Annotated in this window: 14 protein-coding genes and 1 pseudogene; 8 read left to right on the top strand and 7 right to left on the bottom strand. The window is 42.3% G+C overall.

Translation table 11 applies throughout. The features are described 5' to 3' along the window. Nucleotides 1-3: 3 nt before the first annotated feature. Both AAC852_RS09505 and AAC852_RS09500 read right to left on the bottom strand, forming a co-directional pair. Nucleotides 4-1,308 (bottom strand): TRAP transporter large permease, encoded by a 1,305-nt coding sequence (locus AAC852_RS09505; protein ID WP_340620823.1) that lies wholly within the window; start codon nucleotides 1,306-1,308, stop codon nucleotides 4-6. A 34-nt stretch (nucleotides 1,309-1,342) separates the two neighbouring features. After that, nucleotides 1,343-1,849, bottom strand: a complete 507-nt coding sequence (locus AAC852_RS09500; RefSeq protein WP_340620822.1) for a TRAP transporter small permease — start codon at nucleotides 1,847-1,849, stop codon at nucleotides 1,343-1,345. Nucleotides 1,850-2,116: 267 nt separating this feature from the next. Here AAC852_RS09500 and AAC852_RS09495 point away from each other — a divergent pair, with 267 nt between their 5' ends. The 6 genes from AAC852_RS09495 to AAC852_RS09465 all read left to right on the top strand — a co-directional run bounded on the left by AAC852_RS09495 (nucleotide 2,117) and on the right by AAC852_RS09465 (nucleotide 8,930). Continuing rightward, entirely contained in the window at nucleotides 2,117-3,109 is a 993-nt protein-coding gene (locus AAC852_RS09495) for a TRAP transporter substrate-binding protein (RefSeq protein WP_340620821.1), read from the top strand. A gap of 119 nt (nucleotides 3,110-3,228) precedes the next feature. Next, nucleotides 3,229-3,978 (top strand): FCD domain-containing protein, encoded by a 750-nt coding sequence (locus AAC852_RS09490; RefSeq protein WP_340620820.1) that lies wholly within the window; start codon nucleotides 3,229-3,231, stop codon nucleotides 3,976-3,978. 590 nt (nucleotides 3,979-4,568) lie between these two features. Next, nucleotides 4,569-5,714: a fused PTS fructose transporter subunit IIA/HPr protein gene (gene fruB, locus AAC852_RS09485; RefSeq protein ID WP_340620819.1), complete on the top strand. Its 1,146-nt coding sequence runs from the start codon at nucleotides 4,569-4,571 to the stop codon at nucleotides 5,712-5,714. Next, on the top strand, nucleotides 5,711-6,676 hold the full coding sequence (gene fruK / locus AAC852_RS09480) for a 1-phosphofructokinase (protein WP_340620818.1): 966 nt from the start codon (nucleotides 5,711-5,713) through the stop codon (nucleotides 6,674-6,676). The genes fruB and fruK overlap by 4 nt, the downstream gene beginning before the upstream one ends. 12 nt (nucleotides 6,677-6,688) lie before the next feature. Further along, complete coding sequence (gene fruA, locus AAC852_RS09475; protein ID WP_340620817.1) at nucleotides 6,689-8,374, top strand: PTS fructose transporter subunit IIBC; 1,686 nt, start codon at nucleotides 6,689-6,691, stop codon at nucleotides 8,372-8,374. A 190-nt stretch (nucleotides 8,375-8,564) separates the two neighbouring features. Continuing rightward, a complete protein-coding gene (locus AAC852_RS09465) occupies nucleotides 8,565-8,930 on the top strand; it encodes a hypothetical protein (RefSeq protein ID WP_422824281.1) in 366 nt (121 codons plus the stop codon). Nucleotides 8,931-9,033: 103 nt separating this feature from the next. Here AAC852_RS09465 and cuyB read toward each other — a convergent pair whose 3' ends face one another. The 5 genes and pseudogenes from cuyB to AAC852_RS09440 form a co-directional block, all read right to left on the bottom strand. Then, nucleotides 9,034-9,738: a cysteate racemase gene (cuyB, locus tag AAC852_RS09460; protein ID WP_340620815.1), complete on the bottom strand. Its 705-nt coding sequence runs from the start codon at nucleotides 9,736-9,738 to the stop codon at nucleotides 9,034-9,036. A gap of 286 nt (nucleotides 9,739-10,024) precedes the next feature. Continuing rightward, nucleotides 10,025-11,269: a dicarboxylate/amino acid:cation symporter gene (locus AAC852_RS09455; protein ID WP_340620814.1), complete on the bottom strand. Its 1,245-nt coding sequence runs from the start codon at nucleotides 11,267-11,269 to the stop codon at nucleotides 10,025-10,027. Between the two features lie 722 nt (nucleotides 11,270-11,991). Then, entirely contained in the window at nucleotides 11,992-12,519 is a 528-nt protein-coding gene (locus tag AAC852_RS09450; RefSeq protein ID WP_340620958.1) for a P-loop NTPase family protein, read from the bottom strand. Nucleotides 12,520-12,587: 68 nt separating this feature from the next. Further along, a complete protein-coding gene (locus tag AAC852_RS09445; protein ID WP_231571330.1) occupies nucleotides 12,588-13,004 on the bottom strand; it encodes a TetR/AcrR family transcriptional regulator in 417 nt (138 codons plus the stop codon). Nucleotides 13,005-13,013: 9 nt separating this feature from the next. Further along, a pseudogene (locus AAC852_RS09440) lies at nucleotides 13,014-13,175 on the bottom strand (TetR/AcrR family transcriptional regulator); the annotation flags it as partial. 85 nt (nucleotides 13,176-13,260) lie between these two features. Here AAC852_RS09440 and AAC852_RS09435 point away from each other — a divergent pair. Then, nucleotides 13,261-13,980 carry an SDR family NAD(P)-dependent oxidoreductase gene (locus tag AAC852_RS09435; RefSeq protein WP_340620813.1) on the top strand — a complete coding sequence of 240 codons (720 nt, stop codon included), beginning with the start codon at nucleotides 13,261-13,263 and terminating at the stop codon, nucleotides 13,978-13,980. Beyond that, nucleotides 13,973-15,214 carry an MFS transporter gene (locus AAC852_RS09430; protein WP_340620812.1) on the top strand — a complete coding sequence of 414 codons (1,242 nt, stop codon included), beginning with the start codon at nucleotides 13,973-13,975 and terminating at the stop codon, nucleotides 15,212-15,214. The genes AAC852_RS09435 and AAC852_RS09430 overlap by 8 nt, the downstream gene beginning before the upstream one ends. Nucleotides 15,215-15,301: the final 87 nt, after the last annotated feature.

The following is a 15,301-nucleotide window of genomic DNA, read 5'->3' as shown; positions in this document are numbered from 1 at the left end:
CCCCTATAACTTATTCAAGACTAATTCAGGTAACCATAAACTCAATTGCGGCAGATATGTCACCAGCGCCAGTGCCGAGATCAGCGCAACATACATCGGGAGCAGTGGTTTCAGTACCTTATCAATGCTCACATCCCCCACAGAGCAACCCACAAATAAGGCACTGCCTACAGGCGGAGTACAAATTCCAATGGCCAGATTAAACGTCATAATGATGCCAAAATGAACAGGATCGATCCCTATGTTCATCGCAACGGGCAAAAAAATCGGTGTGAAGATCAAAATGGCAGGTGTCATATCCATAAAGGTCCCCACAATTAGCAGGATGATATTAATGACTAGCAGAATGGTCAGCGGATTATCAGAAACCGTCATCAATGCATCCGCAATCAGATACGGCAGATCAGCATTAGCCATCGCCCAGGACATGCCCATTGATACGCCAATCAGCAGTAAAACAATAGATGTGGTCACGGCAGAATCAAGAATAATTTTGGGCAGTTGTTTGAAACTTACTTCACGATAAATAACCACTGCGAGAATAAAACTGTAGAGAACGGCGATAGCTGATGCCTCTGTCGCCGTGAATATCCCCGCAATAATCCCACCCATAATCACCACAATGAGCATTAATGACGGTATTGCTTTCCACGCTGTAGCAAAAAATTCTTTCCAAGTTGGCCGAGGTGAAACAGAATAGCGCTTCTTCTTGGCAATAATGGCAGACACGACCATGAGTGAAATTCCCATAATAATGCCGGGGATATAACCTGCCAGGAACAAGGCAGCAATAGAGGTTCCCCCCGAAACCAGCGAGTACACAATCAAGGTATTGCTAGGCGGGATCAGCAAACCAGAAGGACAAGAAGCGATGTTTACAGCAGCTGATAACTCAGGATCGTAGCCTTCTTTTCTCTGCATCGGCGCCATTGTTCCCCCGACCGCAGCAGCAGATGCTACTGCCGAGCCTGAAATTGCCCCGAACAACATGTTCGCCATAATATTGACGTGCATTAATGATCCCGGCAAACGGCCGCCAATCACTTTAGCCAGATTGATCAAACGTGCAGCAATCCCACCCTGATTCATTATATTTCCAGCAAGGATAAAGAATGGGATCGCCAATAAAGAGAAGTTATCTACTCCCGCAGCCATACGCTGTGCGACAACCGTGATCGCAGATTCCAGCGGCAATGTCATCGTAATGGCGACTAACGAAGATAAGCCGATTGCAAAAGAAATAGGGACACTCAATACCAATAATATTGCAAATGTGCCAAAGAATGCGGCAATGACAGACCAATCCATACTCTAACCTCTTATCTACCCTTCATCTTTCAACTTAATGATTTTCAGACACAACGGTTGGTTGACCAGAAAAATGCTGAACAATTGAGATCACATCAACAAGTGCATAGAAAATCATCAATATTCCGCTAACAGGCAAACATAAATAGACGTATCCCATCTTCCAGCCTAATACAGGTGTGATTTGTCCATTTTCCAGTGTCGATAAAACAAGCAGGCTGCCACCATAAAGCAGCACAATGGAAGAAAATGAAATAATTGCTGCCTGAATAATCAGGCCAATAATACTTTTCTTTATTCCTGTTAATTTCATCATCAGTAACTCAATAGCAAGATGGCGATGCTGTCCGGTTGTATATGCAGCGCCAATCATTGCGACCCACATAAACAGATAACGTGCTAATTCATCTGTTTCGGTGCTCGGTGCATCTAAGACATAACGTGAAATGACCTGCCACAACACACATAAAACCAGAAAGGCCAGCAGGCAGATGGTAAAAAACGCCAAACTTTTATTGGTCATCTCTACAAAGTTTTTCATTTATTCCATTCCTGTCATTTTGGTTTACCAACTAAAGACCACATAGAGATTATAATCTATACTGATCACACTAAAGACATTGAAATAAGTATGTGAAAAAGAATGTAATAGATTACGAAACAAAAAAGGTAAACCAATAACATCTATTTTTGTGACAATGGCATACCAATTTTGATTTTTCTCTTTGCTCAATAAGTGAAAGTCTGACTATTATTTACCCAAACAAGAAAATAACAAAAACCTATACTCATCTCTGGAGAACCAATCATGCAGAACAAAAAACGACAGGTTTTAGGTATAGTAAGCATAGCGACTGTTGTAATGCTTATGCTGAGCGCCTCTCAGGCTTTCGCCGTGACGACACTGAAACTTAGCCATAACCAGAATCGGGACCATGCAGTCCATAAAGCCATGACCGAGTTCGCTAATGAAGTGAAAGAAAAAACCAACGGGGAAGTCCGTATTCGCATCTATTCTGATTCTCAATTGGGCAACCAACGTGAATCCATCGAATTGATGCAAAATGGCGCTTTAGATATTGCTAAATCCAATGCGGCAGAATTAGAAGCCTTCTCTCCGGCTTATTCCATTTTTAACCTGCCCTATTTATTCCGCGATAAAGCGCACTATCAACAAGTCATCAATAGTGATATCGGTAAAGAAATCCTCGATTCAAGTCAAAATATGGGGTTTATTGGCCTCACTTACTATGATGCAGGTGCACGCAGTTTTTATGCGAAAAAACCGATTAAAACGCCTGAAGATCTAAGAGGCTTGAAAATTCGCGTACAACCCAGCCCGACGGCTATTACAATGGTGAAAAGGTTAAAAGCGAGTCCAACACCATTAGCTTATGGTGAACTCTATACCGCATTGCAACAAGGGGTTGTCGATGCGGCTGAGAACAACATGACTTCTTTCACGTTAAGCCGCCATAGTGAAGTGACAAAATTCTTTTCCCTGGATGAACATACGATGATCCCTGATGTCCTGTTAATATCAAACAACTCATTGAATAAATTAACTACTGAACAGCAAGAGATTGTCAAAAAAGCAGCTCTGAATTCCTCAAAGTACATGATTCAACTTTGGGAAAAATCAGAACAGGAACAACGTGCAAAAGCAGAAAAACAAGGTGTTGAGTTTATTGTCGTGGATAAGACCCTCTTTCAAAACGCGGTTAACCCTATGTATGACGATATTGCTAAAACTCAACCGGAATTATTCGAAATGGTAAATAGGGTGCGTAAAATAGAATGATTTTCTCTCAATACCCTCTGTTGCAACAAGAATAGGTGGTTATATTTCTGGCATTGATGTCTTAGAATAACATCATTTTTAGTCGTTCCATTTAAGTATATGACCTTACGGCGGCATTAATGATGAACTTTGCAGACTCCAGGCGTCCCTATCATGAAGTAGCCCAATCACTACGTCAGATGATTATAGATATGGATTATTCTCCCGGTGATCGTCTACCTACAGAACGTGAAATTGCAGAAAAGTTCGGCGTTTCTCGTACTCTTATTCGTGAAGCGTTAATTGTATTGGAATTGGAAAACCTCATTGAAGTACGCAAAAGCTCCGGTATTTATCTCATCCAACTGCCATGCTCTTATTCAAGCGATACGACTATCAATGCCGCCGGGCCTTTTGAGTTATTACAAGCGCGCCAATTATTGGAAAGTAATATCGCTGAGTTTGCAGCGCTCCAGGTGACTCCGGTCGATATTGCCAATATGCGCAACGCGCTAGAAAAAGAGAAAAAAGATCTGATTTCGGGAGCAAGTGAATCCGGTGACAGGGAATTTCATTTGGCCATCGCGCAGGCAACGCATAACAGTATGCTGGTTGAATTACTTAAACAATCCTGGGCGTGGCGTGAGAATAACCCTATATGGATGAAACTACATAGCCGAATTACCAATACTGACTATCGTAAAGCGTGGTTGAGTGATCATCAGGCAATTTTGGCGGCTATGATCAAAAAAGATCCCGCGGCAGCGAAGCAAACGATGTGGCAACATTTAGAAAATGTGAAACAGAGTTTGCTGGAATTATCCGATGTAGATGATCCTAATTTTGATGGGTATTTGTTTGAGTCGTATCCGGTGGAGATTGGGAAGTGAGTTTTTGACGCTGAGCTGGCTGAAAATCTCAAGACCTCGGAAGATCTGAGCCAGCTTTTCCGCTTCTTTAAAAACTGACCGTTTTGAAACCACTTTTAAGGCTGAATTCTGGCTGCTTATCTGGGGCATGAAAAGCAACAGCCTAAATTTGGTTCTAATCCCTGAATACCATTTCCATTGCTTCAATACCATCAGCTGATAATTGAAACGCTCCTTTAGTTAACATTATTTTTATTATTAATAAGTTGCATTGAAATTAAAATAACCAAGATCGCCATCACCATTTCATAAAATGACCTAAAACCTCACTTTACATTCTGACTCTTTGGCAATACATTCCTAATAATACAGATAATTGACATTATTTATCATCATCACAAAAAATAATTAATAGCTATAAAACAATCTGGTAATAAAAATTATATTAGTTCGTTTTATTACCAAGATTAAATTATTTTGGTAAAGATTTAATATTAAAAAACCAAATTACTTGGCTCATTAAATAATAAAAATAACATGAATTCATTTGATGTTATTTTTTTACTTAAAAAGCTGAATCGTTTCAATTAATTATAGGAAGATAATTATCAATGTTTCATCTATTGTTACAAGATATCCATCTGGCAGCATCTGCTACCAATAAAGAAAGTGCTATTCGCCAAGCCGCCACAGCTCTCACTGCGGCGGGATATGCCAGTAAAGAATACGTCGAAGGAATGCTGGAACGTGAAACACTCTCTTCAACCTATCTGGGTAATGGTATTGCCATCCCACATGGCACCCATACAACCCGCAACAACGTACTGAAAACCGGCGTACAAGTGATGCAATTTCCGAACGGAATCGACTGGGGCGATAACCAAACCGTCCACCTTGTTATCGGCATTGCGGCAAAATCCGACGAACACCTTAATCTGCTGCATCAGTTGATCCCGATCATTCGTGATGAAAACCGCGCCAGCCGGATGGCAAAAACCACCGATGTAAATGAACTCTATCATTTATTAATGAACACCAAATCCGCCTATGTACTGGATAACTCCACGCTCACATTGGATATTGACGCACATGACCTGACAACCTTGCAGGCAATAAACATCTCTCGGCTACAACAAGCCAATGCAGTGAATGCAAAATTTATGGCCGATGTCTTTACCAAGCCACCAATACACCTTGGCCAAGGTATTTGGCTCAGTGACAGTTCGCAGGGCAATTTGCACAATGCAATTGCCATCTCCCGCCCAAAAACGCCTTTTACTGTTGATAAACAACCCGTTGGATTATTATTAACCATCGCTTGCGCAGACGATCAACTGCACAGTTTTCTAGATAATCTCAGCACCCTGCTGCAACAAGGTAAAGGTGAGTACCTGTTACGTGCCCAAAATAGCACAGCCATCGTAGAACTACTGACAATGGATGTAGCACAAGAAACGATACTGCCTCAAAAAAACGTACTGACCGCAGATTTTATCCTGCCTAATAAACATGGCCTGCATACTCGCCCCAGCGCACTTCTGGTTAATACCATCAAACAATTCCATAGCCAAATCACCATCACCTATCTTGATGGAAACAGCATTCCCGTTGATGGAAGTAAGCTGATGCAAGTTGCAGGCTTAGGCGTTAAACAAGGCGAACGAATTCGCTTTACCGCGGTCGGCTCCGATGCCAAAGAGGCCCTGCTCGCCATTGAATCTCTTATTAACAAAAACATGGGCGAGGAAATGGCATGAACAAAAAAGTCGCGACGATCACTCTGAACCCTGCTTATGATCTGATTGGACGGGTTGAAAACATCAAAACCGGCGAAGTCAATCTCATCCAGACCGTGGGATTATATCCGGCAGGCAAAGGCATCAACGTTGGCAAGATCCTAAAAACACTCGGTATCGACGTCACCGTAGGGGGGTTTCTGGGCAGAGAAAACCAAAATACCTTTCAAAAACACTTTGCAGAACTAGGTATCGTCAATCGATTCCAGGTTGTAGAGGGACGAACACGCACCAACGTCAAACTGACTGAACAAAATGGCTTGGTTACTGATTTCAACTTTTCAGGATCCAGCGTCAGCAAAGAAGAGTGGCAACGTTTCGCCAAAGATTCCATCCAGTGGCTGAGTGAATTCAATATGGTGTGCGTAAGCGGCAGCCTGCCAACGGGTGTAGAACTGGATGACTTCACTGAATGGATGCAACACTTACGCGAAACCTGTATGTGCGTGGTATTTGATAGCAGTCGAGAAGCCCTGATTGCCGGACTCAAGGCTATTCCGTGGATGATCAAACCCAACCGCCGCGAACTAGAGATCTGGGCGGGGCGGCCTTTAGCAACATTCGAAGATATCATCACTGCCGCCCATCAACTGCGTGCTACGGAGATCTCGCATGTCGTCGTTTCATTGGGCGAAGAAGGCGCGGTTTTGGTCAATTCAGCGGGAATCTGGCTCGCTAAACCACCGCGTTGCGAAATCGTCAGCACTGTTGGCGCTGGTGATGCAATGGTCGGCGGACTGATTTACGGCCTGATGATGGGGCAAGACAGTGAGCACACATTACGCCTTGCTACCGCCATCTCCGCCATGACTGTCAGCCAAAGCAACATTGGGAACATCGACCGTCAACAACTCGCCCGACTCATGGCAAAAGTCGAACTGACTGCGTTCCCCCCCCCTTATCCATCGAAAAACAACAAATAAGAAGAGAACATCATGAAAACTCTCATTATCAGCAACGATACACAAGGACAGGCGCGCGCTTACCTCGCTAAACATATATTGGAAAATACAGCCGTCAGGCATGAACTTTCTCTTGTTACCGATGTGGACAATGCCGAGCTGGTGATCATTATCGGTGAATCTGCACCAACCTCACTTAACCTGCAAGGCAAAAAAACCTTCACAGGCCCTGCTGAACAAGCGATCCGTGAACCAGAAGCATTTATCCATCATGCCAAAACAAAAGCCAATATTTGCCAACAGCAAAATATCGTCAGCACGGATCAACAAAACCCCATCAATATCATCGCCATCACCGCCTGTCCGACAGGTGTTGCCCATACATTTATGGCAGCCAAAGCACTGGAGACCGAAGCCCAAAACCGTGGCTGGCAGATCAAAGTAGAAACTCGTGGCTCCGTGGGAACCAACAACGCGATTACCGACGTAGAAATTGCAGCAGCGGATTTGGTGATTGTAGCGGCAGATATTGATATAGATCTCTCGCCATTCTCCGGCAAACGCCTCTATCGTACTTCCACCGGCGCAGCCTTGAAAAGAACCGCTCAAGAACTGGATAACGCATTGACTGAAGCCGAGATTTACACAGCCACAGGCAGCATTTCCACCTCCAGCGCTTTCAATCCGTCCACCAATAAAAAACAGGAAAGCCTCAGTATCTATCAACACTTGATGACCGGCGTATCCTACATGCTGCCGATGGTTGTCGCAGGCGGATTGTGCATTGCACTGTCATTTGTATTCGGCATTGAGGCCTTCAAAGAACCCGGCACATTAGCATCAGCACTCATGCAAATCGGTGGCGGCTCTGCACTTGCTTTAATGGTGCCCATACTTGCAGGTTATATCGCCTATTCCATCACAGGACGCACCGGATTAGCGCCCGGACTTATTGGTGGTATGCTTGCTGTCAGCACTGGTGCGGGATTTCTCGGTGGTATTATCGCGGGCTTCCTTGCGGGCTACGTTGCCAAACTCCTGACAACCAAACTGCATCTACCGCAAAGCATGGAAGCATTAAAACCGATTTTAATCATCCCATTAGTCGCGGCGTTAGTCACCGGATTAACCATGATTTATATCGTGGGTAAACCCGTAGCCACAATTATGGAATGGCTGACCCACTGGCTGAAATCAATGGGAACCACCAACGCGGTGATCCTTGGCATGATTCTTGGCGGCATGATGTGTACGGATATGGGCGGTCCAGTTAACAAAGCGGCTTATGCGTTTGGTGTCGGGTTGTTAAGTGCACAGACCTATGGACCAATGGCGGCAATTATGGCCGCGGGGATGGTTCCACCATTAGCAATGTGGCTGGCAACCATAATTGCACGGAATAAGTTTGAGCAAAGTGAGCGCGAAGGTGGAAAAGCGGCACTGGTATTGGGGCTGTGTTTTATTACCGAAGGGGCGATCCCCTTTGCGGCGAAAGATCCGGTTAGGGTACTGCCAAGCTGTATTCTGGGTGGTGCAGTGACGGGGGCGCTTTCGATGTACTTTGGTGTGCAACTCATGGCACCACATGGTGGATTGTTTGTATTATTAATTCCGGGAGCGATTACGCCTGTATTGACTTATTTAGGCGCTATTTTGGTTGGTGCAATACTAGCGGGTGGCATTTATGGGGTGGTAAAGAGAAAGGAGATTGGGGTATAACCATCATTATTCGTAGCATATCTTTTGTTATGCCACCATTTCAAATGTATCTGAGTCTTTCATGGATGTTTTATCAGCACTATGCCAGAAGACAGAATAAATTTCGTAGTTATTTTAATACGGTACGAGAAGAAGGTCATGGCGAGTTCAGAGCAACTTAAAGCGTTATTGCAATCTCATCTGGAAAAAGATGACGACAGATTTATGTCTGTCACTTTGCAAATCGCTGCTCATGAGGCTCGCCAAGGACATGGTAAACTTGCCCAAGGATCCAAATTGGTTATTAGGCGACTTCCGCAATAAAGGCTCTATTCACAAAGATGTATGGATTGGTAGCGCAGCAGAATTAGCAGAACGTGGAATATTAGCTATCTATCCAGCTACGGGATGGTGGAAAACCCGTAAGAAATTAGGAAAGTATAACAAAATGGCTCGTTATTCCTTAATTGTTTCGATTGAAACAGCCTCCACAGATATTGATTTATATACACCAATACAAAATGAAATGAAAAATAGAAATACTGTAGATGCTGAAATTAATATTAACAATCATTAACTCATATAAACTTGATCTGGCAGTTACATAATTTTGTAATTGTCAGATAAAATATTATAAATAAAAATCATATTCACCTATCTTTCTAAAAAAAATAACAAAGCTATTTAACTGAAAAATTCCCATCGTAAAAATACCATTCCACTACTCTTCTAATCAACTCCTCCGTAGCATCAATATACTCGACTTTATTACTATCCCTCTTAAGAATAACTGGTATTTCACTACATCCCATAATAAATCTTTCCACCCCAATATTTTTAAGCTGAGAAACAATCGATTTCAATAACTGATATGCCTTTTCCCCATTTCCACTTTTATATGCCAAAATACTTTCCATAATAATTTCCTGTTGAATATCATCAGGAATAACAAATTTTATATTCTCTTTTGTCAATCTATTTTGATAAAGCTCTGCTTTTATCGTTCCTGTCGTAGCCAGAATAGCAATGTTATTCATTCCTTCATTGATAACTTTATTACAAGTAATATCAATCATATTAAGAAAAGGAACTTTGGTTTCTGCTTTTAATTCCTTATACCAATAATGCGCGGTATTACAGGGCATAATAATACACTGAGTCCCTGCATCTTCTAATATTCTTAATGCGGCTATCATTTGTTTTAATGGTGACTTTTCCCCAGAGAGAATATTCTTTGTCCTGTCAGGTATATCAGGAAAAGAAATGGCAATAACAGGAATATGTTCCTGATCACAAGTTGCTGGTGTATTTTTAATTATCTTTTCCATTGCATCTACCGTTGCTGCCGGTCCCATACCACCGAGTATTCCAATAATTTTTTTCATACGCCACCTCAGAAGATAATTATTATGCTGACACAGTAATTACGGTTAGTAATTGCAATATTTCTATTCGCTATGTTGAATTTGCATAAGGCTTTTCATTTATTGAAATCAACAAGAGTGACTTTATAGGGCAGATTTTATATTCAATAATATTGAACTGAAATGGTTATATGATGCTATAAAGAAATATATCCCTATCATCTTTCAGCAAGGGAATACAGCAAACCTTGATTCAATCCTCTTGGTTGGTAATCGCTTTTTCTTGTGATTCCGGCTTAGAATTATTCTATTTTTCCTCCATTTTATTTTCTTCCATTTTAGCAATCACCGCAGTAGAAATACTGTTACCAACCACATTGGTTGCTGTACGCCCCATATCAAGGAGCTGGTCGATGGCAAGGATCAGCAAGATACCCGCTTCAGGCAGCTTAAACATAGGAAGGGTTGCAGCAACGACCACAACAGAAGCACGCGCGACACCAGCTATACCTTTGCTGGTGATCATAAGCGTCAACATGATCAGGAATTGTTCTGTGATACTCAGATCAATATTGTAAGCCTGTGCAATAAATAGAATGGCAAAGGATTGATACATCATCGAGCCATCAAGGTTAAAGGAATAACCCAGAGGCAATACGAAGCTAGAGATTTTTTTCGGGACACCAAAGCTATTCAGTGCATTCACCGTTTTTGGGTAAGCAGATTCGCTGCTTGCTGTGGCAAAGGCCAGTGTCACAGGCTCCCTAATCAACCTCAGTAATAAAAATATCTTCTTGCCGAGAAAAAGAAATCCAACAATAAATAAAACCACCCAGAGTAAAAATAACCCAAGGTAAAAAAGACCAATAAGTTTGCCATAATCATAAAGCAGACCTAACCCTTGCACTGTAATGGCCGAAGCAATAGCAGCAAAGACCGCAATCGGCGCCAATGACATAACGTAATCAGTAATACGGAACATAACACGCGCTAAATCTTCAATCATAGTTACAAGAGGGCTTTTTTCCTGGCTTTTCCGGCAAATATATGACAGTGCCAAGCCAAAAAAGAGAGAAAAAATCAGGATCTGTAAGATCTCATTGTTCGCCATAGCCGCGGCAAAACTGCTAGGGAATATATGGCTAATAAAGTTTTTCAGAGAAAATCCGCGGGCATTGAGGCCAATATCGATATTTGTCTGTTGAGGTATAGCAATATTCAACCCAATACCCGGCTGGAACAGGTTAACTATCAGCATACCAATACTAATCGAAACCAAGCCAGCGATAATAAACCATATGATCGCCCTGATGGTGATCCGCCCTACCGATGATGAACCACCGATTGACATTAATCCGGTAACAATCGTAGCAAATATGAGTGGGGCAATAATCATCTTTATCAGACGAAGGAATACATCAGTAATGATGTTGATATAGGAGGCAACTTCTTTTGTCTGACCAGCATCAAGGTATTGATGAAACCCCCAACCCGTTATCACTCCAAGCAGAATAGCAATAATGAGCTGCTGCATAAGTTTTTGCCTATTCATACTAACTCCTCATTCTCTGTAAACACTAAAATCAGTTATTCTGTTTCCTGAATTTCACTCCAATAACTATTTAATTTTCTTTAACTTTTAATGAAAAGCAAATGAGGGATGAGACATGCAAGATACGCATTCATGTTGGAGATTGATATATCGCTATAAATGATTATTTAATATTTTCTTTAAACACAAATTGAACAGGACTTAAATAAATTAAGCAGTGATTTTTAAAACAGCCAGATCGGGATATTGGTGCCAACCGTTTTACATTTTCAGTATACAAAAAATAGGTAAGAGCTACACATATAATATACTCCCTCAGATAACCATCATGGCATATGGTATTTTAGAATAACCACTTAGTCATAAAAAAGTGATTGAAACAGAGGAAAAAGTTAAAGAAAAAGTTCTTAATTTAGTAACAAAGGTGATTATCCTATTTTGGTTTTTCATTTACGTATCAATCAGTTATTGGTTGTTATTCACATTTAATAAAAATCCATGAAAATGTATTAGGAGATTTATCGAAAAACATTGTTGTAATTGTTTTGATATGATCACACTATAAAATAGTTTACTTAATTTACATCATCATGGATTTTAAGATTATTAATAGCGAGAGGGATTAACAAATTATTCGAATTATATTTTCTTGATACAAGATATACCGAATGTTATTTTTACATTCATAGACAAATATGATTTATAACAGTTTATAAATTTAACTATCGGGTAAGCTCCCATTGATCAAATTGTTCCTTAATCTCTTTAATGGAATTCAGTCTTATCTTGGGTATGGTCAGTTGTTCAAATATTGCAGCATAGCGTTTCCTGCTTTTTGGTGTAACAACAGTGATATGACTAAGCATTTTCCATTTGATACTGTCTTTACCTCCTTCTAAAGCACCATAACGATTACTTTGAAGCAGAGTTCTATTTACGTAACGTAACAAACTTGATGGCATTGAGATATCTAATAAAATAATCCCCGTTGCTCTGGATAAGCGTTGTGGCAGGCATCTTGTATAATTCCCATCAATTATCCAACTTTCCTCTTTTATTGCCATATCATGCAGTGAGATAAATTCTTCTACGGTGCGTTCCTGCCAATTTGTATTTGGTAAATGGAAAAGCTGATCCAAATGAATGACTTTCAAATTACATTTTGTGGAGATTGCATTAGCAAGTGTAGACTTACCACTATTCGAAGGCCCCATAATGCAGATTCTATTTCCTAAATCTGAAAGTTGCATAACATACTCCAGTGTTGTTAATCGGGGTGACAACCATGCTGACAGAGGAGGCATACTGTTTCCACTACTTATGGTGACGATGCCAAACGACGAGCTGCCTCAATAACAGAGGTTCTGCGTCTAGCCTGCTCTTGCCGATCATCAGAACCAGTTAGCATACGTGCCACTTGGGGGACAGCCGACCACCAACCGGCCAATGCCAACACCAGAAAGATCAGATGGTCGGGTTCTAAGGTTCGTGTAACTGTACCTTGAAGTTGACCATCGACTATGGCTTGGATTTTGTAACCATAATATTCACGTCGCTGCTTCTCATCCGGAACTTCACCGTCGAAAATCAATCCTTCCCAACGCATTAGACGACTAAGTTCGGGATGCTCACAATGGTAGTCGTAAGCCCTGCCAGCGTATTCCCCAATATCTTCGGCTGCGAAAGACAGAATAGGTACGGCTTGCGCTACTTTAGCTAATTCTCTACGCAGCACGGCCGAGAATAGCGCTCGCTTGTCACCGAAATAATTATAAATACGTTCCTTATTCACTCCAGCTAACTTAGCAATTTTTTCGACCGTTGTACCATCAGGACCGAATCGGGCGAACTCTATCACCGCAGCTTCCAAAATCTTACGCTTTGTTCCTTCGATATCCCAAGCCATTGTGAATACTTTCTCATCTATCAGTTGTTATCGTCGCTAAAATAATACTATAATAAACTCCAACGCTCTAGTTGGAGTTTAAATTATGAAGCATACCATACTAATTTGTGGTTACGGTCCAGGAATCTCTCACGCCGTTGCGCAGCGTTTTGGTAAAGCTGGACATTCCGTTGCCCTTATCGCTCGTAATGCACAACGTTTGACCTCTGCCGTGGCGGAATTTGCCGCCGAGGGCATCCAAGCTTGGGCTTTTCCCGCTAACCTAAATGATATTGAGGAGATGAAACTAATTGTTACAGAGGTACGTTCTGCATTGGGGCCAATCGGCATCCTGCACTGGAACGCTTTCCTTGACATTGAAGGCAATCTACTGTCTACCTTACCTTCAGATCTGAGCAAAAGTTTCGAGATCCGTGTTACTAGCTATATTGCCGCCGTTCAGGAGTGCTTACCCGACCTAAAAGCACACAAAGGGTCCGTACTCACTACCAGCGGTATCATGGCTCTCAGTGATCCTAAAATCGACATTTTTGCTACCGGATATGCTGCGCTTGCTATCAGTGTAGCTGCCCAACACAAAGCTACCAGAATCCTGACTCACACTCTTGCACCATACGACATCCATGTGGGCGAAGTAATTGTCAATGGTTTTGTCAACAGAACACCGGGAGGGGTCGGCAAGAATAGTACAATCGAACCGGCAGATATCGCCGAACAGTTCTGGAAACTGTATACAACACGGCAAACTCATTCCATCATTTTCGGTGCAACGATACCAATATCGGAGACAGTAGCTCATGAGTAACCAAACACATAACATAGGGAAGCTGAATGATACAGGAAGCAAATCAGCATCACTCGATCAGATCCACACCGCAAATCGTAGTGTTGTTATTTTACTAGCTACTATCGCCCTGTTCGTTCTGACACAGCTTTATCTGGCAATTCCTCTGCTCACACATGTTGGTCAGGATTTCGGTTCAACAAATCCAGAGAGTGTCACATTTGCTCTCGCGACAAGTTTTAGTCTGGCTTATGCCTGTGGTTTCCTCATTTGGGGACCGATATCAGATCAGTATGGTCGCCGACCAGTGATGCTAGTGGGATTGATTATTTTGTCGATCGCCACATTCGCATGTTCCTTCGCCCCATCATTATCATGGCTAGCAGGGCTGCGTATATTGCAAGGTCTGGCAGCATCCAGTTTTGCACCGATAGCATTAGCCTATCTTACCGAAGCAGTACCGATACGCTATCGTGCTACTGCTATTGGTACTATGTCCACATCATTCCTTATAGCGGGCATCTTCGGGCAGGTGTTAGCCGCTTGGATAGTACTACAATGGAATTGGGGTTGGGTATTTATAGTGACTGGGGGATGTCTGGCAGTTGCTATTCCGCTATTTGCAGCAATGGTCAAAGAGCCACCGCGTGCTGTTGTTGATGGACATCTGGGGCATCGCTTTGTGGCATTAGGCAGAATTATCATGCGGCCAGCAGTATTACTTCTATCGTGTGCTCATATCACGCTACTACTGTCATTTGTCGCCATGTACACAGCATTGGGTTCTCATTTGTGGATGCTGAACATTACTCCAGACAAGGTTATTTTGCTACGCTTAATTGGGCTACCCGGTATGTTTGCAGCACTACTAGTTGGACCACTTTCTGCCCGATTTAGCATGCCGATTATCTCGATTATTGGTTACGTGACTGCAGCATCAGGTCTGGCACTAGAAGCAATGTTGTCGCAATCCCTGCTCAGCATCGCCGCCAGTAGCTTGATTTTCGTCACTGGTATAGCTCTTGCCGTCCCGGCAATGATCACTCAGTTTGGTTCTATAGCAGCATCCAATCGTGGCGCAGGCATGGCCTTAAATGGGTTCATTCTGTTCATCGGTGCTAGCATCGGCCCGCTCATTGCAACAGGGATACCCAGTTTTGTTACGTTATTAGTTGGAGCTGCGTTGATGCTTCTTTTAGCCGTCTTTTGTGTTACTGGTAGTGCGTTACTTACATCTTCCTTGAAGAAACCATAGAACTCACTATCTTCAGCTTTAGACATTCGATGCAAATCACTGCATTTTACTTGAACGCTGATGTCCAGCGTTCTTACTTGGCTAGCC

This window comes from Xenorhabdus siamensis, assembly GCF_037996745.1.
Lineage (GTDB): Bacteria > Pseudomonadota > Gammaproteobacteria > Enterobacterales > Enterobacteriaceae > Xenorhabdus > Xenorhabdus indica.
The sequence above is the reverse complement of the archived record's forward strand: the minus strand, read 5'-3'. Positions and strand labels throughout refer to the sequence as shown.

What these genes read in the sequence shown, in the direction of transcription:
- AAC852_RS09495 (WP_340620821.1), top strand. Translation starts at nt 2,117, where the DNA reads ATGCAGAACAAAAAACGACAGGTTTTAGGTATAGTAAGCATAGCGACT.
- fruK (WP_340620818.1), top strand. Translation starts at nt 5,711, where the DNA reads ATGAACAAAAAAGTCGCGACGATCACTCTGAACCCTGCTTATGATCTG.
- AAC852_RS09500 (WP_340620822.1), bottom strand. Translation starts at nt 1,849, where the DNA reads ATGAAAAACTTTGTAGAGATGACCAATAAAAGTTTGGCGTTTTTTACC.
- AAC852_RS09455 (WP_340620814.1), bottom strand. Translation starts at nt 11,269, where the DNA reads ATGAATAGGCAAAAACTTATGCAGCAGCTCATTATTGCTATTCTGCTT.
- AAC852_RS09465 (WP_422824281.1), top strand. Translation starts at nt 8,565, where the DNA reads ATGACGACAGATTTATGTCTGTCACTTTGCAAATCGCTGCTCATGAGG.
- AAC852_RS09490 (WP_340620820.1), top strand. Translation starts at nt 3,229, where the DNA reads ATGATGAACTTTGCAGACTCCAGGCGTCCCTATCATGAAGTAGCCCAA.
- fruA (WP_340620817.1), top strand. Translation starts at nt 6,689, where the DNA reads ATGAAAACTCTCATTATCAGCAACGATACACAAGGACAGGCGCGCGCT.
- AAC852_RS09505 (WP_340620823.1), bottom strand. Translation starts at nt 1,308, where the DNA reads ATGGATTGGTCTGTCATTGCCGCATTCTTTGGCACATTTGCAATATTA.
- AAC852_RS09435 (WP_340620813.1), top strand. Translation starts at nt 13,261, where the DNA reads ATGAAGCATACCATACTAATTTGTGGTTACGGTCCAGGAATCTCTCAC.
- fruB (WP_340620819.1), top strand. Translation starts at nt 4,569, where the DNA reads ATGTTTCATCTATTGTTACAAGATATCCATCTGGCAGCATCTGCTACC.
- AAC852_RS09430 (WP_340620812.1), top strand. Translation starts at nt 13,973, where the DNA reads ATGAGTAACCAAACACATAACATAGGGAAGCTGAATGATACAGGAAGC.
- cuyB (WP_340620815.1), bottom strand. Translation starts at nt 9,738, where the DNA reads ATGAAAAAAATTATTGGAATACTCGGTGGTATGGGACCGGCAGCAACG.
- AAC852_RS09450 (WP_340620958.1), bottom strand. Translation starts at nt 12,519, where the DNA reads ATGCAACTTTCAGATTTAGGAAATAGAATCTGCATTATGGGGCCTTCG.